This window comes from Schumannella soli (genome assembly GCF_006517435.1).
Classification (GTDB): Bacteria; Actinomycetota; Actinomycetes; order Actinomycetales; family Microbacteriaceae; genus Schumannella; species Schumannella soli.
Genome location: NZ_VHQG01000002.1, coordinates 231,057 through 249,981 on the forward strand (window position 1 = coordinate 231,057; position 18,925 = coordinate 249,981).

19 protein-coding genes are annotated in these 18,925 nt (G+C 72.2%); 7 read left to right on the top strand and 12 right to left on the bottom strand.

Annotated elements, in window-relative coordinates; all coding sequences use genetic code 11:
• Positions 1-70: 70 nt before the first annotated feature.
• The 3 genes from FJ657_RS06795 to FJ657_RS06805 form a co-directional block, all read right to left on the bottom strand.
• On the bottom strand, positions 71-508 hold the full coding sequence (locus FJ657_RS06795) for a DUF3592 domain-containing protein (protein ID WP_181408902.1): 438 nt from the start codon (positions 506-508) through the stop codon (positions 71-73).
• 61 nt (positions 509-569) lie between these two features.
• Positions 570-1,529 carry a helix-turn-helix transcriptional regulator gene (locus FJ657_RS17200; protein WP_219995881.1) on the bottom strand — a complete coding sequence of 320 codons (960 nt, stop codon included), beginning with the start codon at positions 1,527-1,529 and terminating at the stop codon, positions 570-572.
• A gap of 40 nt (positions 1,530-1,569) precedes the next feature.
• Positions 1,570-2,070 carry a hypothetical protein gene (locus tag FJ657_RS06805; RefSeq protein WP_141162950.1) on the bottom strand — a complete coding sequence of 167 codons (501 nt, stop codon included), beginning with the start codon at positions 2,068-2,070 and terminating at the stop codon, positions 1,570-1,572.
• 107 nt (positions 2,071-2,177) lie between these two features.
• On the opposite strand from FJ657_RS06805, the gene FJ657_RS06810 reads away from it, so the two are divergent.
• A complete protein-coding gene (locus tag FJ657_RS06810) occupies positions 2,178-3,377 on the top strand; it encodes a hypothetical protein (RefSeq protein ID WP_255447192.1) in 1,200 nt (399 codons plus the stop codon).
• Positions 3,378-3,788: 411 nt separating this feature from the next.
• Here the strand turns inward: FJ657_RS06810 and FJ657_RS06815 are convergent, their stop codons facing one another.
• Together FJ657_RS06815 and poxB are read right to left on the bottom strand one after the other, a co-directional pair.
• Complete coding sequence (locus FJ657_RS06815; RefSeq protein WP_141162951.1) at positions 3,789-5,573, bottom strand: ABC1 kinase family protein; 1,785 nt, start codon at positions 5,571-5,573, stop codon at positions 3,789-3,791.
• 58 nt (positions 5,574-5,631) lie between these two features.
• On the bottom strand, positions 5,632-7,362 hold the full coding sequence (gene poxB, locus FJ657_RS06820) for a ubiquinone-dependent pyruvate dehydrogenase (protein WP_141162952.1): 1,731 nt from the start codon (positions 7,360-7,362) through the stop codon (positions 5,632-5,634).
• 190 nt (positions 7,363-7,552) lie between these two features.
• Here poxB and FJ657_RS06825 point away from each other — a divergent pair, with 190 nt between their 5' ends.
• Both FJ657_RS06825 and FJ657_RS06830 read left to right on the top strand, forming a co-directional pair.
• The gene (locus tag FJ657_RS06825; protein WP_141162953.1) at positions 7,553-8,389 is read left to right on the top strand and encodes an alpha/beta fold hydrolase; all 837 of its coding nucleotides are present in this window, start codon (positions 7,553-7,555) and stop codon (positions 8,387-8,389) included.
• Positions 8,390-8,438: 49 nt separating this feature from the next.
• Positions 8,439-9,377 carry a PhzF family phenazine biosynthesis protein gene (locus FJ657_RS06830; protein WP_141162954.1) on the top strand — a complete coding sequence of 313 codons (939 nt, stop codon included), beginning with the start codon at positions 8,439-8,441 and terminating at the stop codon, positions 9,375-9,377.
• 33 nt (positions 9,378-9,410) lie between these two features.
• Here the strand turns inward: FJ657_RS06830 and FJ657_RS06835 are convergent, their stop codons facing one another.
• Positions 9,411-10,868: an NCS2 family permease gene (locus FJ657_RS06835; RefSeq protein WP_255447300.1), complete on the bottom strand. Its 1,458-nt coding sequence runs from the start codon at positions 10,866-10,868 to the stop codon at positions 9,411-9,413.
• 195 nt (positions 10,869-11,063) lie between these two features.
• On the opposite strand from FJ657_RS06835, the gene FJ657_RS06840 reads away from it, so the two are divergent.
• Entirely contained in the window at positions 11,064-11,309 is a 246-nt protein-coding gene (locus FJ657_RS06840) for a hypothetical protein (RefSeq protein ID WP_141162955.1), read from the top strand.
• Between the two features lie 117 nt (positions 11,310-11,426).
• Here FJ657_RS06840 and FJ657_RS06845 read toward each other — a convergent pair whose 3' ends face one another.
• The 3 genes from FJ657_RS06845 to FJ657_RS06855 form a co-directional block, all read right to left on the bottom strand.
• On the bottom strand, positions 11,427-11,726 hold the full coding sequence (locus FJ657_RS06845) for a DUF3263 domain-containing protein (RefSeq protein ID WP_141162956.1): 300 nt from the start codon (positions 11,724-11,726) through the stop codon (positions 11,427-11,429).
• Complete coding sequence (locus FJ657_RS06850; RefSeq protein ID WP_141162957.1) at positions 11,723-11,917, bottom strand: hypothetical protein; 195 nt, start codon at positions 11,915-11,917, stop codon at positions 11,723-11,725. The genes FJ657_RS06845 and FJ657_RS06850 overlap by 4 nt, the downstream gene beginning before the upstream one ends.
• Positions 11,918-12,088: 171 nt before the next feature.
• Complete coding sequence (locus FJ657_RS06855) at positions 12,089-12,589, bottom strand: MarR family winged helix-turn-helix transcriptional regulator (RefSeq protein ID WP_141162958.1); 501 nt, start codon at positions 12,587-12,589, stop codon at positions 12,089-12,091.
• Positions 12,590-12,899: 310 nt separating this feature from the next.
• Between FJ657_RS06855 and FJ657_RS06860 the strand changes: the two genes are divergently transcribed.
• The 3 genes from FJ657_RS06860 to FJ657_RS06870 all read left to right on the top strand — a co-directional run bounded on the left by FJ657_RS06860 (position 12,900) and on the right by FJ657_RS06870 (position 17,299).
• Positions 12,900-13,175: a Fe-S cluster assembly protein HesB gene (locus FJ657_RS06860; protein WP_255447193.1), complete on the top strand. Its 276-nt coding sequence runs from the start codon at positions 12,900-12,902 to the stop codon at positions 13,173-13,175.
• A gap of 220 nt (positions 13,176-13,395) precedes the next feature.
• Positions 13,396-17,103 (top strand): AAA family ATPase, encoded by a 3,708-nt coding sequence (locus FJ657_RS06865; RefSeq protein WP_255447194.1) that lies wholly within the window; start codon positions 13,396-13,398, stop codon positions 17,101-17,103.
• Complete coding sequence (locus FJ657_RS06870; protein WP_141162960.1) at positions 17,096-17,299, top strand: hypothetical protein; 204 nt, start codon at positions 17,096-17,098, stop codon at positions 17,297-17,299. Before FJ657_RS06865 ends, FJ657_RS06870 begins: the two co-directional genes overlap by 8 nt.
• A gap of 104 nt (positions 17,300-17,403) precedes the next feature.
• Here FJ657_RS06870 and mscL read toward each other — a convergent pair whose 3' ends face one another.
• From mscL to FJ657_RS06885, 3 genes are read right to left on the bottom strand one after another with little or no spacing between them, the layout of a single operon-like run.
• Positions 17,404-17,889: a large conductance mechanosensitive channel protein MscL gene (mscL, locus tag FJ657_RS06875; RefSeq protein ID WP_141162961.1), complete on the bottom strand. Its 486-nt coding sequence runs from the start codon at positions 17,887-17,889 to the stop codon at positions 17,404-17,406.
• 44 nt (positions 17,890-17,933) lie between these two features.
• Entirely contained in the window at positions 17,934-18,260 is a 327-nt protein-coding gene (locus FJ657_RS06880) for an FmdB family zinc ribbon protein (protein WP_141162962.1), read from the bottom strand.
• A 39-nt stretch (positions 18,261-18,299) separates the two neighbouring features.
• Entirely contained in the window at positions 18,300-18,887 is a 588-nt protein-coding gene (locus FJ657_RS06885) for a 5-formyltetrahydrofolate cyclo-ligase (RefSeq protein WP_141162963.1), read from the bottom strand.
• Positions 18,888-18,925 lie beyond the last annotated feature (38 nt).

Here is an 18,925-nt window from a genome sequence, read left to right on the forward strand (position 1 = left end):
CATCCTTCTGTGCTCGCCCGTACAGGTCGATCGAGGGCAGAGCCGGTCAGCCAGGTCGGCGAGCGCCGGATCAGTCGACGATCAGGTCGCCGCGGGCGGCCTGGTCGGGATGCTCCGGGTCGTAGAAGATCTCCGCTCGCTGACCCTCGAGCCCGGTCTGCCAGGTGCGGTAGCTGTGCTGGTTGTCGCGGAAGGTATATCGCTGCCCGTCGACGACGTACTCCCAGCGCAGCTGGCACGCGCTGCGATTGCGTCGACCGCCGCTGCGTTCGCACGCGATCGACGTGCCCTCGACGCTGGTCTGCTTGGCGATGATGTCCGCGGCGTGCTGGCGCTGCCACACGTTCTGAGCGATCGCCCCGCCGATGACGAGCACGATGATGACGATCGCGATGACGATCGAGGTGGCCCGCTCGCGCGGGCTGCGCGAGGTGAAGCGGTGACGCCCGGATCGTCCCGCGCTGGAGAAGCGGGTGCCCGACACGTGGCCACCGGAGCGAACATTCATCAACTCCATCCTGACGCATCCCGCCGACACCCGGTGACGGACCGCGGCGGTGCGCGGTGCGTCAGGCGGCCGGACGCCGCCGCGACTCGCGCCACTCCGCGGGCGACGCGCCCACGTGACGACGGAACGCGCGGCTGAATCCCGCCTCCGACTCGTAGCCGAGCCGGCGCGCGACCTCGGTCACCGTCAGCTCGCGCCGGGGGAGCAGGTCGAGCGCCGCATCCATCCGCGCCGAGGCGAGGTAGCCGGCCGGCGAGCTGCCGACGACGTCACGGAACCGGGCGGCGAATGCCGACCGCGACATCGCCGCGATGCGGGCGAGCTCCTCGACGGTCCAGGCGCGGTCGAGCTGCGTGTGCACGGCGGTGAGCGCACGGCCGATGTGCGCATCCACGCTGCCGGTCAGCCAGTGCGCGGGCGCGCAGCCCGACTCGGCCCAGCGCCGCACCGCGACCGACGCGATCGTTGTGACGATGCGGCCGCAGATGATCGCGTCACCGCCGCGCAGTGACGCGATCGGCTTCGAGCGGGTCGCGCACATGCTCTCGATCAGCCCCACGATGGGGCGCTCGTGGATGTCGAAGTCGCGCACCAGCAGCAGGTCGGGCAGGGCGTCGAGCGCGGCCGAGCGGCGGTCGCCCGCCGGCGTCACACCCACCTCGACGAGCTTCGTGGGGGTGTGGGCGCGCAGCGTGCGCAGCCGCGGGTGCGCGAAGAACACGATGTCGCCGGCGGTCAGCTCGAGCGGCGTCGCCTCGGCGACCTCGAGCACCGCGCTGCCCTCGCGCAGGTAGATGAACCCGGCCTCGCCGCCGGAGAGCACCGACCCGGTCGCGAGCGACTCGTGCGCGGACTCGATGACGGTCCATTCGAGCGACGCGAGCGCGCGGTCGAGAGCTTCGGCGCGCTGGGCGGCATCGGCGGCGGATGACGGACCGGCGAGAGCCGGCGCACTGGCGACGGGAGAGGGCGTGACGGCCGCGGCGCGCTGCGCCAGGGTCGGGGTGACGGGTCCATCCACGGTGATCGTCATAGGGAGGGGAGCGCCCGTGCGGCGGCGATTATTCCGAGAGCGGATCCGCTGACGGCGTCGCCGGCAGCGCCTCGTCGCCCTGCGCGGACGCCGCGGGTGCCGCGCCGCCGGATCTCTCGCGCGGCGGTTCCCACCCCGGATTCGACCCGATGACCTCGCTCGTCGGGAGGGTCCGCGCGACCAGATCGCGGCAGCGCGCCTCCGCAGCCGCGTCGTCGCCGGCCCACCAGAGCTGCGCGAAGACGGTCCCATCCGGCGAGAACTCGACGCGGAACCGGGCTGCGCCGTCGTCCGGGTCGGCGTCGGGCCCGGCGTCGGCCGTCACGGCCGCATCCACCTCGAACTCCAACCGGATCGCGTCGTTGAAGCGGGCCTCCTCGACGAGCCGCAGTCCGCCGGCGCGCGCCCGCCGCAGCGCCCGCGGCGCCTCGGCCGCGATCGCCCGCGGCCCGCTTCCGTCGGACTGCGCGGAGCGCGCGGCGGCGAGCGAGGGGATGCCCGGGGCGAGCAGCAGCATCTCGAAGGCCATGCGCACATCCTTGACCGTGCCGACCCGGATGCCTAACGTCGGGGGCGTCGCGGTGGCGCGTCGCGGGGCCGCCCCGCCCGTCGTCCCTCCGCGCCGAGGAGGATCGGATGACCGACGCACCCGCTGACGACGACCGCGCACCCGACCTGCCGCACTCGCTCGCGGACTCCGCCGCGCGTCCCGCCGCGCATCCCTCCGCGCACCCGGACCCGCTCGCCTGGCTGCTCGCCGACGACGGCCCCGACGCCGCCGACCCGGCCGTGCGCTGGCAGGCGCTGCGCGACCTCAGCGACGCCGCCCCCGTCGAGGTCGCGGGCGTGCGCGCCCGAGCGTCGATCGAGGGCTGGGGGGATGCGCTGCTCGCCCGTCAGGAGGCGTCCGGCGACTTCGGCGGCGTCGGCGACGAGGGCGAGCGGTGGCGCTACGACCTGTACTCGCTCATCCAGCTGCGGCTGCTGCGGCCCGACCCGGCGGATGCGCGCATCCGCTCGGCGATCGAGCTCGTGCGCGACCGGGTCACCTGGGGGCCGTGGCACGCCGAGAGCCCGTTCTTCTCGGGGGAGACCGAGCCGTGCATCAACGGCAACGCGCTCGCGATCGGCGCGTACTTCTCGGGAGCGAGCGAGAGCGCGGACGGCCTGCCGATCATCGAGGGCACGATCAGCGAGCCCCTCGCCGCCCGACTGCTCGGCGAACAGCTGCCCGACGGCGGCTGGAACTGCGAGGCGCCCGATGGCAGCGCGGTCAGCTCGTTCCACAGCACGATCTGCGTGCTCGACGGCCTGCTCGAGTACGAGCTCGCCGGGGGCGTGCAGTCGGCGGACGCGATCGCCGCGCGGCACCGCGCCGAGCAGTACCTGCTCGAACGGCGGCTGTTCCTCGGACTGCGCTCGGGCGAGGTCGTCGACGCCGCGATGACGCACTTCGAGTTCCCGTACCGCTGGCGCTACGACGTGCTGCGCGGGCTCGATCACTTCGTGCGGGCGTACCCGGGCGGGGCCGCGACCGTCGGCGGCGGCGCCGCGGCGGGCGGTGGCGCCGCGGTCGTCGGGGGTGCCGCGAGCGGCGACGGCGAGGTGGATGCGCGCCTCGCCCCGGCGCTCGACCTGCTCGAGCGGCGTCGCGGCCTCGACGGTCGCTGGACCCTCGGCCTCGCACCGGGCGGCGAGGGCGCCGACGTCGACGCCGTGCGGCACTTCGGCGAGGAGCACGAGTATCAGACGCCGATGGAGTCCGGCGGCGGAGCCCCGAGCCGCTGGAACACGTTCCGCGCACTGCGAGCGCTGCGCTGGGCGGGCCGCGGCTGACCCGCTGCCGCGGCTGATCCCCGCCGCCGGGCGACCTCGAGCCGAGGCGACCGTCGGCCGAGGCGAGGCGGCTGCCCGATGATGCGGATGATGACGCGGATACTGCCCACGGCAGGTAGCGACGGCGCCGACGGGCGCGGCGACGCGGCTGACCAGTACCGCGAGACGGTTCATCCAGCATCGGCGAACTGATCGGCGCCGAGCAGAACGGGTCGCAGCGGAGGAGCGGAGGAGCGGCCGTCGCGGCGATGCGACGTCACGGCGATGCGGATACTGGCGACAGCGGGTGGCGACGGCGCCGGGTGCCGTGGTCCTGCGGCTGACCAGAAACGGGCGACGCCTCGGCCAGTATCGGCGAGCTCGACTCGACTCGACGCGGCTCGGAGCCCGAGCCGGAGCCGGGGCCGGAGCTCAGCGACGGCGCGAGCGCACCGCATCCACCGCCGCGGCCAGGAACAGCGCCGCCGAGACGATCGCCGCGCCCACCCCGACGGCGCCGGGCGCGAGCACGCCCTGCGCTGCGGTGGATGCCGGCGGCGCCGCGGTCAGGTAGCCGAGCGCGACGATGCCGGTCACCACGCCGACGAGCACGAGCAGCGCCTCCCGCACGAGCCCGACCACGAGCCGTCGGTCGCCCGCACCCGAGAGCAGGCGGAAGTTGACCGTCAGACGCCCGTCTTCGAGGTCGCGGCTGATGCGCTCGACCCGGCGCGGCAGCCGGCGCACCGCGGGCATGACCCCCAGCGCTTCTGTCGCGAGCGTCGCGCGCAGCGACTCGGGCCGCATCTGGTCGCGGATCATCTCGTTCGCGAGCGTGCGCGCCTCGGCGAGCACGTCGAATGACGGCACCGTCGTGCGCAGCGTGCCGTCGAGGATCGCGAAGCCGCGCCCCGCGGCGATGAGGTCGGGCGGCACGTCGAGTCCGTGCCGGGCCAGGATCTCGACGAGCGCATCCGCGGTGCGCACGTCGATGCGGGCGCCCGGCCCGAGCTCGTAGCTGAGGAACGTCGCCAGCTCGCGGCGGAACCCGCGCTCGTCGGCGCGCGGGCCGAGCTCGACGAGCGACAGCAGCGCATCCGCGAAAGCCTGCGAGTCGGACTGCAGGTAGGCGATCACGATCTCCTGCGCCGTCTCGCGCAGCCGTCGATCGAGGCGGCCGACCGCGCCGAAGTCGACGAGCGCGGGGCGTCCGTCGGGCAGCACCATGACATTGCCGGGGTGCAGATCGGAGTGGTAGACGCCGTCGATCACGACCTGCCGCACGAAGGCGCGCAGCACCTGCCGCATCGCGGTGTCGAGCGTCGGGTCGTCGGCGCCGCTCGTGCCGGAACGCGCGGCGTAAATGCGGTGCCCGACAGTTTCGCCGTCGAGGTACTGCATGACGAGCACGCGGCGCGTCGAGAGCTCGGCGTGCAGCTCGGGCAGCGCGACCTCGTCGGCGTGCGGGCCGACGAGTGACGTCGCCCGCAGCGCGGTCAGGTTCGCGGCTTCAAGGCGGAAGTCGATCTGCCGCAGCAGGTCGGCGGCGTACTGCTCGGCGACGCGGTGCATGCCGAGGTCGCGGGCGACGGTCGAGCCGCGCACGAGCGTGCGGGCCACACGCAGCGCGATCGCCACGTCGCGGCGCACGGCGGGCTCGATTCCGGGCCGCTGGATCTTCACCGCGACGACGGATCCGTCGGGAAGCACCGCACGGTGCACCTGGGCGATGGATGCGGCGGCGATCGGCTCGGGGTCGAACTCGCCGAACACGTGCTCGAGCGGGGCGGCGAGCTCGCGCTCGAGCAGGGCTCGCACCTCGGCGGCGGGAGCCGGCGCCACCTCGCGCTGCAGACGGGCGAGAGCGTGCGTCCACTCGAGCGGCAGCAGGTCGTCGCGGGTCGAGAACAGCTGCCCCATCTTCACGAAGGCGCCGCCCGCTTCCTCCAGAGCGCGGCGCAGTCCTTCAGCCTGCACCGAGCGTCGCTCCGATCCGCCGGGCGAGCGGCCGAAGTCGAGACGCCGGATCGGCAGCAGTCCGTTGCGTCGCGCGATGCGCACGAGCTCCGCGAAGCGGCGGCCGGTGCTGAGCGCCCCGCCGTCACCGCGCCGGCCGAAGCGGCCCGCGCCGCCCTCCGCATCCGCCTCGCCCGACCGCTCGCTGCGATCCGCGAACGATCCCATCGTCGGCATGCCGCCCGGGCCGCGTTCCGTCATGGGGTTACCTCAGCACACTCCGTCGATCTCATACTCCGCCGATCTCCGACCGCGCGTCTCAGTGGAACAGCCGGCGCAGCACGTTCGTATCGGCGAGGTCGACGAGTTCGTCGCCGCGCCCCGACATCACCGTGCGCAGTGCGTACAGCGCGAAGCCCTTCGCCTGCGCAGCGGTGATGGTCGGCGGGATCGAGAGCTCCTGCCGGGCCGTCACCACGTTCACGAGCGCCGGACCGTCGTGCTCGAACGCCGCGCGCAGCGCGCCGGGCAGGTCGGCCGGGTTCTCCACCCGCTCGGCGTGCAGCCCGATCGCCGCTGCGACGGCGGCGAAGTCGGGGTTGTCGAGCTCGGTGCCGAAGTTGACGAAGCCGGCGGCCTTCATCTCGACCTCGACGAAATTGAGGGAGGAGTTGTCGAAGACGATCACCTTCACCGGCAGCTTGTTCTGCCGCAGGGTCAGCAGCTCGCCGAGCAGCATCGCGAGCCCGCCGTCGCCGGCCAGCGCGACGACCTGCCGCCCGGGGAACGCCGCCTGCGCGCCGATAGCCTGCGGCAACGCGTTCGCCATCGACCCGTGCGCGAACGAGCCGATCAGTCGGCGCCGGCCGTTCATGCGCAGGTAGCGCGAGGCCCAGACCACGGGCGATCCGACGTCGGGCAGGAACACCGCATCCTCAGCCGCCAGCTCGCTGATCAACCGGGTCAGGTACTGCGGGTGGATGGGGGTGCGGCCATCGTCGGAGGCCAGCTCGTCGAGGCTCTCGCGGGCTTTCCGGTAATGCTTGGTCGAGGCGTCCAGGTGGTGGGACGAGCGCTTCCCGGTCAGCAGCGGGAGCAGCGCGGGGACCGTGTCGCCGACCCGGCCGACCAGGCCCAGGTCGACCGGGGTGCGACGCCCGATCTGCTCGCCGCGCGCATCCAGCTGGATCACGGACGCCTTCGACGGGAAGAACTGCGGGTAGGGGAAGTCTGTGCCGAGCATGAGCAGGGCGTCGCAGTCCTCCATCGCCCGGTATCCCGACGAGAAGCCGAGCAGGCCGGTCATGCCGACGTCGTAGGGGTTGTCGTACTCGACGAACTCCTTGCCGCGCATTGCATGCACGATCGGCGCCTGCAGCGCTTCGGCGAGCTGGATGAGCTCATCGTGCGCGCCCTCGACCCCGGCGCCGGCGAGGATCGTGACCTTCTTGGCCTTGTTGAGGATCGTCGCGGCCTCGGCGAGCTGCGCGTCGGTCGGCCGCATCATCCGCGGCGTCGTCACGATCGGCGCCGACGGGCGCCGCTTCGAGGCCTCGGCCAGCAGGATCTCGCCCGGCATGATGACCACCGCGACGCCGCGGCGCTCGAGCGCGGTGCGCATCGCGATCTCGAGCACGCGCGGCAGCTGCTCGGCCGTCGAGACGAGCTCGACATAGACGCTGCACTCGCGGAACAGCTCCTGCGGGTGCGTCTCCTGGAAGTAGGTGGTGCCGATCTCGCTGCCGGGGATCTGCGCGGCGATCGCGAGCACGGGAACCCGGCTGCGGTTCGCGTCGAAGAGCCCGTTGATCAGGTGCAGGTTGCCGGGGCCGCAGCTGCCCGCGCACACGGCCAGCTCGCCGGTCAGCGCCGCCTCGGCCCCCGCCGCGAAGGCCGCCGCCTCCTCGTGGCGCACGTGCACCCAGTCGATCTCGTCGCGGGTGCGGATCGCATCCGTGAAGCCGTTGAGCGAGTCGCCCGGCAGGCCGTAGACCCGGCGCACACCGGAGAGAGCGAGAGTGTCGACGATCGAATCCGCGATGGTAGGCATGCTCCGACGGTAGGGATGCGCGACGCCGTGCCGCCGGGTGCGCCGACGACTCCCAGCGCACGTGCGGCGGCGGACGATCGCTCGTCTCTGGTCGCCCGCGGAGCGCGCCCTGCGCATCGACTGGATGCCGACCTCCGCTCCTTCCAGCGAGGCGGACAGTGGAGTCCATCCCGACCCCGAGGAGGACCCCATGGCCTACATCAGCGCCGGAACCGACGGCGGCGAGCCCGTCGAGATCCACGTCGAGGAGCACGGATCGGGTCAGCCGGTCGTGCTCATCCACGGCTATCCGCTCGACGGCGCTTCGTGGTCGGCTCAGCAGCGCGCCCTGCTCGACGCCGGTCACCGGGTGATCACCTACGACCGCCGCGGCTTCGGCCGTTCGACCAAGACGGCCGGCGGCTACGACTACGACACCTTCGCCGCCGACCTCGACGCGGTGCTGACCCAGCTCGAGGTGAAGGACGCGATCCTGGTCGGCTTCTCGATGGGCACCGGCGAAGTGGCCCGTTACCTCGCGCGCTACGGCACGGACAGGATCGCGAAGGTCGCCTTCCTCGGCTCGCTCGAGCCGGCGCTGCAGAAGAGCGACGACAATCCCGACGGCGCGATCGACCAAGCCTTCATCGACGACTCCATCGCGCAGGTGAAGAAGGACCGCGAGGAGTGGTTCCAGGGCTTCTTCGCCGACTTCTTCAACCTCGACGAGAACCTCGGCGAGCGCATCAGCCAGGAGCAGCTAGATGCAGCGCTCGCCTCCGCCCGCAAGAGCGGCGAGGTCGCGGCCTGGGCGGCGATCCCGACCTGGGGCACCGACTTCCGCGACGACCTCGCGGCGATCACGGTGCCGGCGCTGATCCTGCACGGCACGTCCGACAACATCCTGCCGATCGACGCGACCGCACGGCGGTTCCATGCGGCGCTGCCCGAGGCCGACTACATCGAGGTCGAGGGCGCTCCGCACGGCCTGCTGACGACGCACGCCGACGAGGTGAGCCGCGCGCTCGTCGCCTTCGCGGCGCGCTGATCCGCGTCACCGCGACGCGAAGCCCGCGGGCGTGCGCGAGGATCAGAACATGGCTCACGCACGCCCCTTCGCCCAGGTCGACGTCTTCGCGAGCAATCCCGGGCTCGGCAACCCCGTCGCCGTCGTGCTCGACGCGGCCGGGCTGCACGACGAGGAGCTCGCCCGCTTCGCGCGCTGGACGAACCTCAGCGAGACGACCTTCGTGCTGCCGCCGACGCCGCAGGGCCGTGCGGCGGGCGCCGACTACCGGCTGCGCATCTTCACGCCCGGCGGCGAGCTGCCCTTCGCCGGGCATCCCACGCTCGGCTCGGCGCACGCCTGGCTCGAGAACGGCGGGGTGCCGCTCGGTGCGGTCGGCGACGGGACGATCGTGCAGGAGTGCGGCGCCGGTCTCGTGACCGTCCGGCCGACCAGCAGCGACAGGACGATCGGGGAATCGTGGGATGACGCACCCGCCGCGCGGTCGGGCCTCGCCTTCGCCGCCCCGCCGCTGCGCAGGTCCGGCGCCGTCGGGGATGACGACCTGGCGCAGATGGCCGCCGCACTGAGGATCGGCGTCGACCGCATCCGCGACGCCGCGTGGGTCGACAACGGCCCGGGCTGGGTGGCGGTGCTGCTCGATTCCGCCGACGAGGTGCTCGCGATCCGCCCCGACCTGCTCGCGTTCCGCTCGCACATGATCGGCGTCGTCGGTCCGCACGCGGAGGACTCCGCCGCGGCGCAGAGCGGTGCCGCGATCGAGGTGCGCGCGTTCTGCGGGCCGATCGGCGTGACCGAGGATCCGGTGACCGGCAGCCTCAACGCGGGCGTCGCGCAGTGGCTCATCGGCGCCGGAGCCCTGCCCGAGAACTACCGTGCGACGCAGGGCACGGCGCTCGGCCGGTACGGCGTGGTCGACGTCACGACGACCGTCGACCGCGACGGATCGCGCCAGATCTGGGTCGGCGGGCCGAGCACGACCGTCATCCGCGGAACGGTCACGCTCTGAGCACTGCGCAAGCGGTCCGGAGGCCCACGAGGGTCAGCCGCCGATGAGCGCCTCGAGCGGGCCGCGCGCGAAGAACAGCACGAAGCCGGCCGCGACGATCCAGAGCAGCGGCGAGATCTCCTTCGCCCGCCCCGTGAAGGTGCGGATGAGCACCCAGCTCACGAAGCCGACGCCGATGCCGTTCGCGATCGAGTAGGTCATCGGCATCACGATGATCGTGAGGAACACCGGCAGCGACTTGCTGAAGTCGTCCCATTTCAGCTCGCGGATCTGCGCGACCATGAGCGTTCCCACGACGACGAGCGCGGCCGCCGCGACCTCGAGCGGCACGACGCTCGTGAGCGGCGTGAGGAACATCGCCGCGAGGAACAGCAGGCCCGTCACGATCGAGGCGAGGCCGGTGCGGGCGCCCTCGCCGATGCCGGCGGCCGAGTCGACGAAGACGGTGTTCGACGACGTGGATGCCCCGCCGCCGACGATCGCGCCGACGCCCTCGACGATCAGGGCGGAGCGCAGGCGCGGGAAGTCGCCCTTCGCATCCGACAGCCCGGCGCCCTTCGCGAGGCCGGTCATCGTGCCCATGGCGTCGAAGAAGTTCAGGAAGAGCAGGGTGAAGACGAGCATGATCGCCGACAGCGGCCCGATGCGCTCGAAGGCGCCGAAGCTGACGTGGCCCACGAGACCGAAGTCGGGCAGCGAGACGACGCTCGACGGCAGCTGCGGCACCGTGAGATTCCAGCCGCCGGTCTTGTTCGTGACGCTCGAGCCGACGTGGAAGATCGCCTCGAGGATGACCGCGAGCACGGTCGTGCCAACGATGCCGATCAGCAGGGCGCCCTTGACCTTGCGCGCGACGAGCACGCCCATCACGACGAGGCCGATAAGGAAGGTGACGGTCGGCAGGGTCGCGATGGATCCGGCCTGGCCGAGCTGCACGGGTGGCGAGTTCGCGCCGCTCGAGCGCACGAAGCCCGAGTCGACGAGGCCGATGAAGGCGATGAAGAGGCCGATCCCGACGGTGATCGCGACCTTGAGCTCCTGCGGCACGGCGGCGAAGATCATCGCGCGCAGCCCCGTGGCGGCCAGGATCACGATGATCACGCCGTTGATGAGCACGAGCCCCATCGCCTCGGGCCAGGTGACCTGACCGACGACGTTGACCGCGAGGAAGGAGTTCATGCCGAGGCCGGCGGCGAGCGCGAAGGGCAGGCGCGCGATCGCGCCGAAGGCGAGCGTCAGCAGGCCCGCGGCGAGCGCGGTGGCCGCGGCGACCTGGCCGTTCGGCAGCCATCCGCCGAGCACGTCGGTGGCGGCGCGGTCGGCGCTGAAGCCGCCGATGATCAGCGGGTTGAGGATGACGATGTACGCCATCGCGAAGAAGGTGACGAGTCCGCCGCGGATCTCGCGCGGGATGGTCGACCCCCGCTTCGTGATCTCGAAGAAGCCGTCGACGCGACGACCGAATCCTGCGGCGGTGGCTGACCTGGCGATGACGGACCTCCGGGGTTCGTGACTCGGGGGAGAGGCGGAGCAGGCCGAGCCGGTGGGCTCGACCTGACGAGCGTAGTCCCGCGGCGGACGCTCGGTTCCCGGCGGTACGCGCGCCCGTGCCCCCGCGCGATAGTCGTCCGGGCGCCGTCTGTCCACCCCTCGACAGCGCATCGGGCTCGGGGCGAAGGTGCTCTGATGTCTTCTTCGTCTTCCGACGGCTCCGCGCTGTCGACCACCGCCCTGCTCGACGAGCTCGCCGTGCGCTTCCCGGCGGTTCCGCGCGGCCGTGTCGAGGCGATCCTGGTGGAGGAGCACGAGATCCTGCTCGGCGGGGAGCCGGGGGATGTCATGCCCGAGCTGCTGCGGGAGGCCGTGCTCGAGCGCGTCGAGCGCGAGGCGGGCGTCGAGACCGGACCCGACGGCGACGCGCTGCCGGCCTGAGCCGCCGCATCCCCGTCCAGCCGGACCCGCTGCCGCGCATGCCGACGGCCGCCCGCCGGTGAGGGGCGGCGGCCGTCGATGCGATCCCCCGATCGCTGCGTTCCGGCGGTCGGGCGTCTAGTTGACGCGGCGCCAGAGGGTCTCGGTGCTGTGCAGGCGGGGCTCGCGCAGCAGGCGGGTCACCGCCTCGGGGTACTCCTCGAGGGCGATCGGCATCTCGATGGTGCGTTCGAGCAGGTGGAGGTACTGCCGCACCGACATCTTGAACTCGGCGACGATGCGCCCGTTCTTCTCGCCGCCCGCGACGGGATTCTCGGTCTCGAAGGCGAGCACGCGGTGCTGCAGCTCGTCGAGGGCCGCGGTGTTGAATCCGGCGCCGTAACGTCCGCCGGCGGGGCGGACCATCATGTCGGTCATGAGATGAGACTCCAGACTCCGGCTGCCGCCGCTACGAGGGCGAGCGCTCCGGTGATCACGCCGGCGATGACGCCCGGCTCGGCGGTCCAGCGAGCGGGTCGCTCGTCGGTCGCGGTGTTCGCGACGTCGTCGAGCAGCGCCTCGGCCAGCGGGGTTCCCGCCGCGTGGCGGGTGAGTTCTGCGACGCTCATGAAGAGACCTCCTCGGCGGCGGGGGCGGGGACCGCTCCGCGAACTATTTACTAGAGAAACTAGTAACTAGCCGAGCGAGTTCGCAAGTGCATGCGCGGACATCACGGTGAACAGCCCGCGAACACCGTCCGCCCGGTCCGTCCGTGGAGCCGATCCGGCGACGAGCGCCGACTACTCGGCGTCGATCGCCTCGACGGCTTCGCGCATCCGCGTCAGGAACTCGACGACCGCCTCGGACTGCTGCGGCGTCAGCGACTCGGCGACTTCGAGCATTCGCTCGTGCATACGTCCGAGCGTGTGGCGCACCTCGTCGTCACTCGACGGAGTCGCGACGACGATGATCGAGCGACGGTCGCTGGGATGCGGGTCGCGGCGCACGTGCCCGCTCTTGACGAGCCGGTCGATGAGCACCGTGGTCGAGGCGGAGGAGATGTCGAGGCGGGCCGCGAGCTCCTTCGGCGTCACGATCTCGCCGCGTCGGCCGGCCTCCAGCAGGAAGCGCAGCGCGAGCAGATCGGTCTCGCCCATGCCCATCGATGCGCGGGTGCGTCGGCGCATGGCGACCTCGGCGGAGCGATAGCGGCGCAGCGCGTTGAGCACGTCGACGCTGGTCGGCGCGTCCTGCTCGCCGTACCAGTAGCCCGAGATCCGCTCCACGCGTCCGCCTGTCATCGTCTGGCATTCAATCCGCCGGTCGCTAGTTTGTCTAGCCAATCCCCGTCGGGCGGCGGCGCGCACAGGCAACGCGCAGAGCGCTGCCCCGAGCCGTCCAGACGGTGCGCCACGTCCGCGTCTCGTGCGAGCCGCCTGGGAGAGACCTCCATCGCGTTGACCCGGTGAGGGCGGTTTCGGAATCGTGGCCGACTCGACGACGCGTTCCCGTCCGCCGACCCCGCGACCGCGGATGAGGGCGGTGGATGCGCGCCGATCCGATACGCAACGCACGATCCATACGGAACCGAATGGAGTGACCATGCTCACCATGACTCCCGCGGCCAGCACCGTGGTCAAGACCCTCATCGCCCAGAACCCCGAGGTCGAGGACGGCGGCCTGCGCATCGACGCGGGCGGCGCCGAGGGCGTCGACTTCGCCGTCTCGATCACCGAGGTGCCCGAGCCCACCGACTCGGTCGTCGAGTCCGACGGGGCGAAGGTCTTCCTCGGCGAGAGCGCCGTGATGGTGCTCGACGACAAGGTGCTCGATGCCAGCGTCGACGACGCCGGCGCTGTGCAGTTCGCGATCGCCCAGCAGGGCTGACCTCGATCGCGCGCACCGCGCACGACACGACGGCGCCGCATCCCCGCACGAGGGGATGCGGCGCCGTCGTCATGAGCGGGTCGTCCCGGCGGCGTCCCCGGGCCGGGGATAGGGTCGAGGCATATCGCGAATCGCGACTTGCGGCCGCGGATCCCCGGATTCGCGGGTGAGTCGCCCTATCGTGACCCGTGTGTGGCCAGCTGATCGACGAGGTGCTCTCGTGGCGGACGACGACGGCGACGTGCGCGCCGAGCCCCAGCTGACGGCTCCCCACGCCCTAGGCGTCGGCGGAGAGGACTGGGCCTCGGGCAACGTCGCGCAGCCGAGCTGGACGCTCTGGCGTGACGAGCTCGCCGAGGTCGGCGGGCGCTCGCCGCTGCTGCATTTCGTGGACGCGCGCTCGACCCGCATCGAGCTGAGCACGACGCATCCCGGCGGCCTCGCCCGATTCATCACGGGCGCCCCGACCCTGCTGTCGAACCTCATCCGCGACGACGTCGCCCTGCGTTCGGCCCGCGTCGCCGCCGATCAGATCGCCGCGAAGGGCCTCGAGCTCTCGACGACCCGCGGCATCGACGCCGTCTGCCTCGGCATCGGCATCGCCCGCTGGACCAACGGCGGAGTCGAGTACGGCGGCCCGATCCTGCTGCGCCCGCTCGCGATCCGTCGCGCCGGACGCGACTTCGAGCTCAAGCTGCGCGGCGGCCCCGCGCTCAACCCGGCCTTCGCCCGCGCGCTCGAGCAGCAGTTCGGCATCTCGCTCGACGCCGCGGCCTTCGTCGCGCTGACCGACGCGGCCGGCACCTTCAAGCCGAACGCGGTCATCGATCAGCTGCGCGGCCTCACCGGTCACCTCGGCGACTTCTCGGTCGCGCCGCGGCTCGTGGTCTCGACCTTCGCCGACGTCTCGCACCGTCTGCTCGCCGACGCCGCCGACCTGACGCATCCGGTGCTCGACGCGCTCGGTGGCAACGCGAGCGCCAAGTACGCGCTGGGCGAGGCGAACGCGGCCGTCGAGCCGAGCGACCCCGACCGTCGCGACCCCTCGACCGACACGCTCCTGCTCGACGCCGACGCCGAGCAGGAGCGCGTGATCGCTCAGATCGAGGCGGGCAACTCGCTCGTCGTCAAGACCATGCCGGGCACCGGCGGTACCCAGACGATTGTCAACGCGATCGGCGCCCTGGTGAGGCAGAACAAGCGCGTGCTCGTCGTCAGCCCGCGCCGCGCGACCCTGCACGGCATCGCCGACCGGGTCGCCGAGGTCGGCCTCACGGGGCTCACGGTCACGCCGCGCTCGCTGCGCCGTGACGTGATCACCGCAATCACCCGCAACGAGAAGGCCCAGAAGCCGGGGCTCGGCGACATCGACGAGGCGCTCGTGCGCCTGCGCGGGGTTCTCATCGACTACCGCGGCGCCCTCGGCCGGCCCGACGGGGTTCTGGGCGTCTCGGTGCTCGACTGCGTGACCGAGCTCTCGCGCCTCGCGCTGCTGCCCGATCCTCCGTCGACCTCCGCCCGACTGCCGCGCACGACGGTCGAGGCGCTCGCGCTCGATCGTTCGACCGTCGCGCAGACGATGGTGGATGCAGCCCGCCTCGGCGAGTTCCGCTACGGCCCCGACGACTCGCCCTGGTACGGCGCGAGCTTCGCCGACGGCGAGGCCGCCCAGCGCGCGCACACCGTCGCGCAGCGCCTGCACGACGAGGAGCTGCCGCGGCTGCTGGTGCGCGCCGGCGAGCTCATCGGCTCGACCCGCATGCGCCCCTTCGAGTCGGTGGCCGAGCTCGGCACGTACCTGAAGCTGCTGACCGACCTGCGCGACACGCTCGACCGCTTCCAGCCCTCGGTGTTCGACCGCTCGCTGAGCGAGCTGATCGCCGCGACCGCGCCGCGCCGCGAGTCGCCGACCATGTCGAGCGGCAACCGCCGCCGGTTGAAGGCCCTCGCCCGCGAGTACGTGCGCCCCGGCATGCACGTCGGCGATCTGCACGACGCCCTGACCCGGGTGCAGCAGCAGCGGATGCTGTGGCAGCGCTACGTCGCCGCCGGCGTCACGCCCGAGGTGCCGGTCGGCATCGCCGACGTCCAGGTCGCCTGGCAGCAGGTCTCGCAGGATCTGGCCGAGCTCGACATCCCGCTCGACCGCTCGGGCGACACGCGGCTCGCGACCCTGCCGATCGACGAGCTCGGGTCTCTCGTCGAGGGTCTCGCCGCCGAGTCGGACGTGCTCGAGAGCATCACCGAGCGCAGCGAGCTGCTGTCGACCCTGCGCCACCTCGAACTCGACGTCTTCCTCGGCGATCTCGCTCAGCGGCATGTGCCCGAGGAGCGGGTCGCGGCCGAGCTCGAGCTCGCCTGGTGGCGCTCGGCGCTCGACGGCCTGCTCGAGTCGGAGCGCGCCCTGCTCGGCGCGAACACCGGCGTGCTCGAGCGTCTCGAGGCCGATTTCCGTCTGGTCGACGAGGCCCACGCCTCCGGCAGCGCGCAGCTGCTCGCCTGGCAGCTCGCGGAGGACTGGAAGATCGGGCTGCTCGACTGGCCGGAGGAGGCGGACGCGCTCAAGCGCACGCTGCGCGGTGGGGCGATCTCGGCATCCACCCTGAACCGCGCCGCACCGCACCTCGCTCGCGTGGTCGCGCCGGTCTGGCTCGCCTCGCCGTACGAGGTGCCGGGCATCAGCGACGAGCTCGCCTTCGACGCGGTCGTGCTGGTGGATGCCGGCGCCGTGACCCTGGCCGAGAGCCTCGGCTCCATCCGCCGCGCCAAGCAGATCGTGGCCGTCGGCGACCCGGTCACGCAGACCCCGTCGCCGTTCACGACCGCGGTGCTGCAGCCCGACGACCCGGCGCGCACGGCCCCCTTCGACGTCGACGAGCTGCACGGCCGCTCGGCGCTGGCTCAGCTCTCCGAGCTGCTGCCGGTGCTGTCGCTGACCCGCAGCTACCGGGCCGGCGGCGACGACCTCGCCGAGCTCGTGAACCGCAAGTTCTACGGCGGCCGCATCGACTCGCTGCCGTGGGCCGGGTCGTTCCTCGGTCACAACTCGCTCGCTCTCGACTACGTCGAGAACGGCACCGGGCTGCCCGACACGGTCACCGGCGCCGTCGAGAGCGTCGACGCCGAGGTCAACCGCGTCGTCGATCTCGTGATCGAGCACGTCACGAGCCGCCCGCGCGAGTCGCTCATGGTCGTCACCGCGAACGAGCGGCACGCCGTACGCGTGCAGCAGGCCGTGCTCGCCGCGGTCGCGGCGCGGCCCGAGCTGACGGATGCGCTGCTCGGCGACCGCCCGGAGCCCTTCGCCGTCACGACGATCGACCGCGCCCTGGCGCAGAGCCGCGACCGCGTGATCTTCTCCCTCGGCTACGGCCGCACCCCGCACGGGCGCGTGCTGAGCGACTTCGGCGCCCTCGGCCGACCCGGCGGAGAGCGTCTGCTCGCGGTCGCGATGACCCGGGCGCGCCGCTCGCTGCTCATCGTCACCTGCTTCCGCCCGGCCGACGTCGAAGAGGGGCGCATGCAGCACGGCGCCGTCGCGCTCGCTGAGATCCTCGACGAGATCGCCGACCGCCGCGATGACCCGCCGCAGGTCGATGCCAGCGATCCCATGCTCGTCGACCTCGCCCGCAGGCTCGCTGAGCGCGGGCTGCGCGTCTCGCTCGGCCACCGCAGCAAGCTGGGACTCGTCGTCGCGAACGGCGGCACCTGCGTCGTCATCGACACCGACGCCGCCCTGCTCGGCCGCAGTCTGCGCGAGTCGCTGCGCCTGCGCCCCGAGGTGCTGCGCCGACTCGGCTGGCACTACGCGCGCGTGCACGCCTTCGAGCTCTTCGCCGACCCGGACGGCGTCGCCGACCGGGTGGCGCGCCTCGCCGGCGTGGAGACGGGCGGGCCGATCACCGAGGAGATCGCGGTCGTTGGCTGACGCTCCTGACGAGGATGCGCGCGAGGCCGATGGGTCCGGGAACGCGAGTGCGCCTCCGGTCAGCGCTCGTCGTCGCCGTCGCGTGACGACCGCGCCGCCGGCCGGCAGCGATCCGCATCCGGCCCCCGAACCGCCGCGCGGCAGCGGAACCGAGAACGACGCCCGCATGCGCGCCGAGAAGCCGCCGCACTACTGATACCCGCCTCCGGCACGACGGACCCGCGGCAGACAGCACGAAGGCCCGAGAGCATCAGCTCCCGGGCCTTCGTCGTGACGCGTCGTGACGTGACGCCGTCGGTGTCAGCTCACCGGCTTCGCCTCGGGCGCACCGCTGTCGTAGGGCGGGTGGTCGTCGGCCCCGCGTTGCGCCGAGTTCTGAGACGACAGCAGGTCGCGGATCTGCACGAGCAGGTCGATCTCGCTCGGCGGCTCGTCGGCCGGCGGCGCCTCCTCTTCCTTCTTCTTCGTGAAGGAGACCTTCTTCAGGTAGTTCATCGGCGTGATCAGCGCGAAGTAGACCACGATCGCGATCAGCAGGAACTGGATGACCGCGGCGAGCACCGATCCCCAGGAGAGCACGACCGCGGGCACGTCGCCCGCCTTCTCGCGCAGCGTGATGCCGGCGCTGTTCAGGTCGTCCGCGTTGAACAGCAGAGTGATGACGGGGTTGAAGATGCCGTTCACCAGGGCGGTGACGATCGCGGTGAACGCCGATCCGATGACCACACCGACGGCGAGGTCGATCACGTTGCCGCGAAGGACGAAGTCCTTGAATCCCTTGAGCATGCCGGACCTTTCCACGGGGGAGGGGAGACCCGGCCGAAGCCGGGTCAGCTGGAGGAGGAACCCGACGACGACGATCCGCTCGACCCGGAGGACGAGCCGCCCGACGACGACGAGGACGAGGAGCTCGACGATCCCGACGACGACCCGGAGGACGACGAGGTCGAAGGCGACGAGCTGCTGCCCGACTTCACGCTACTGCGGCTGTCGGTGCGGTAGAAACCCGAGCCGTTGAACGTGACGCCGACCGCGCTGAACAGCTTGCGCAGCTTTCCGCCGCAGGACGGGCAGACCGTGAGCGAGTCGTCGGTGAACGCCTGCTGGATGTCGAAGGCGTTGCCGCACTCGGTGCAGCGGTAGGAGTACGTGGGCACGGAAGACCTCGGGATGCGACGGAAGCGGAGCGAGACGGTTCAGGAACGGCGGAGCTCGGTGATGCCGCCCGGGGTCACGACCCCGTCGACGGGCACGTCGTGCCGTTCGCTCGGCACGGTGTCGACGAGCTCGTCGTCGAAGATCACAGCATAGACGGGAGGGCAGCCCTCGACCGATCCGAGGGTCTTGTCGAAGTAGCCGCGGCCCCATCCCATCCGCATGCCCTGCCGGTCGACGCTCGCCGCCGGCACCAGGATCAGGTCGACCTCGTTGATCGCCAGCGGACTCAGCAGCTCGCTCGTCGGCGTCGGCATGCCGAGCACGTCCTCGTCCTCCTCGGCTCCGTCGTAGGTGGCCCAGTCGAGCAGGCCGTCGGCGCGGGAGATCGGCAGCAGGATGCGCACACCCTCCGCATCGGCGTCGCGCAGGAACCCGCGCGTGGTCGGCTCGTCGGGGGTGGAGAGGTAGGCGGCGATCGAGCGGGCGCCGGTGCGGTGCAGCAGCTCGGTCAGATTCGCGGTCAGCGCGGCCTCGTCCTGCGTCCGCTCGGTCGAGGTGCGGATGCGGCGGCGCTCGCGCAGCTCGGCGCGCAGGGCGCGCTTGGCCTGGTCGATGTCGTCGGGCACGACCCGATTCTAGTTCGGTGTTCCACGTCGACTTCGGC

Excerpts from the sequence above, each read along its gene's own strand:
- FJ657_RS06795 (WP_181408902.1), bottom strand. The coding sequence starts at position 508 with ATGAATGTTCGCTCCGGTGGCCACGTGTCGGGCACCCGCTTCTCCAGC.
- FJ657_RS06805 (WP_141162950.1), bottom strand. The coding sequence starts at position 2,070 with ATGGCCTTCGAGATGCTGCTGCTCGCCCCGGGCATCCCCTCGCTCGCC.
- FJ657_RS06810 (WP_255447192.1), top strand. The coding sequence starts at position 2,178 with ATGACCGACGCACCCGCTGACGACGACCGCGCACCCGACCTGCCGCAC.
- FJ657_RS06815 (WP_141162951.1), bottom strand. The coding sequence starts at position 5,573 with ATGACGGAACGCGGCCCGGGCGGCATGCCGACGATGGGATCGTTCGCG.
- poxB (WP_141162952.1), bottom strand. The coding sequence starts at position 7,362 with ATGCCTACCATCGCGGATTCGATCGTCGACACTCTCGCTCTCTCCGGT.
- FJ657_RS06825 (WP_141162953.1), top strand. The coding sequence starts at position 7,553 with ATGGCCTACATCAGCGCCGGAACCGACGGCGGCGAGCCCGTCGAGATC.
- FJ657_RS06830 (WP_141162954.1), top strand. The coding sequence starts at position 8,439 with ATGGCTCACGCACGCCCCTTCGCCCAGGTCGACGTCTTCGCGAGCAAT.
- FJ657_RS06840 (WP_141162955.1), top strand. The coding sequence starts at position 11,064 with ATGTCTTCTTCGTCTTCCGACGGCTCCGCGCTGTCGACCACCGCCCTG.
- FJ657_RS06845 (WP_141162956.1), bottom strand. The coding sequence starts at position 11,726 with ATGACCGACATGATGGTCCGCCCCGCCGGCGGACGTTACGGCGCCGGA.
- FJ657_RS06850 (WP_141162957.1), bottom strand. The coding sequence starts at position 11,917 with ATGAGCGTCGCAGAACTCACCCGCCACGCGGCGGGAACCCCGCTGGCC.
- FJ657_RS06855 (WP_141162958.1), bottom strand. The coding sequence starts at position 12,589 with ATGACAGGCGGACGCGTGGAGCGGATCTCGGGCTACTGGTACGGCGAG.
- FJ657_RS06860 (WP_255447193.1), top strand. The coding sequence starts at position 12,900 with ATGACTCCCGCGGCCAGCACCGTGGTCAAGACCCTCATCGCCCAGAAC.
- mscL (WP_141162961.1), bottom strand. The coding sequence starts at position 17,889 with ATGCTCAAGGGATTCAAGGACTTCGTCCTTCGCGGCAACGTGATCGAC.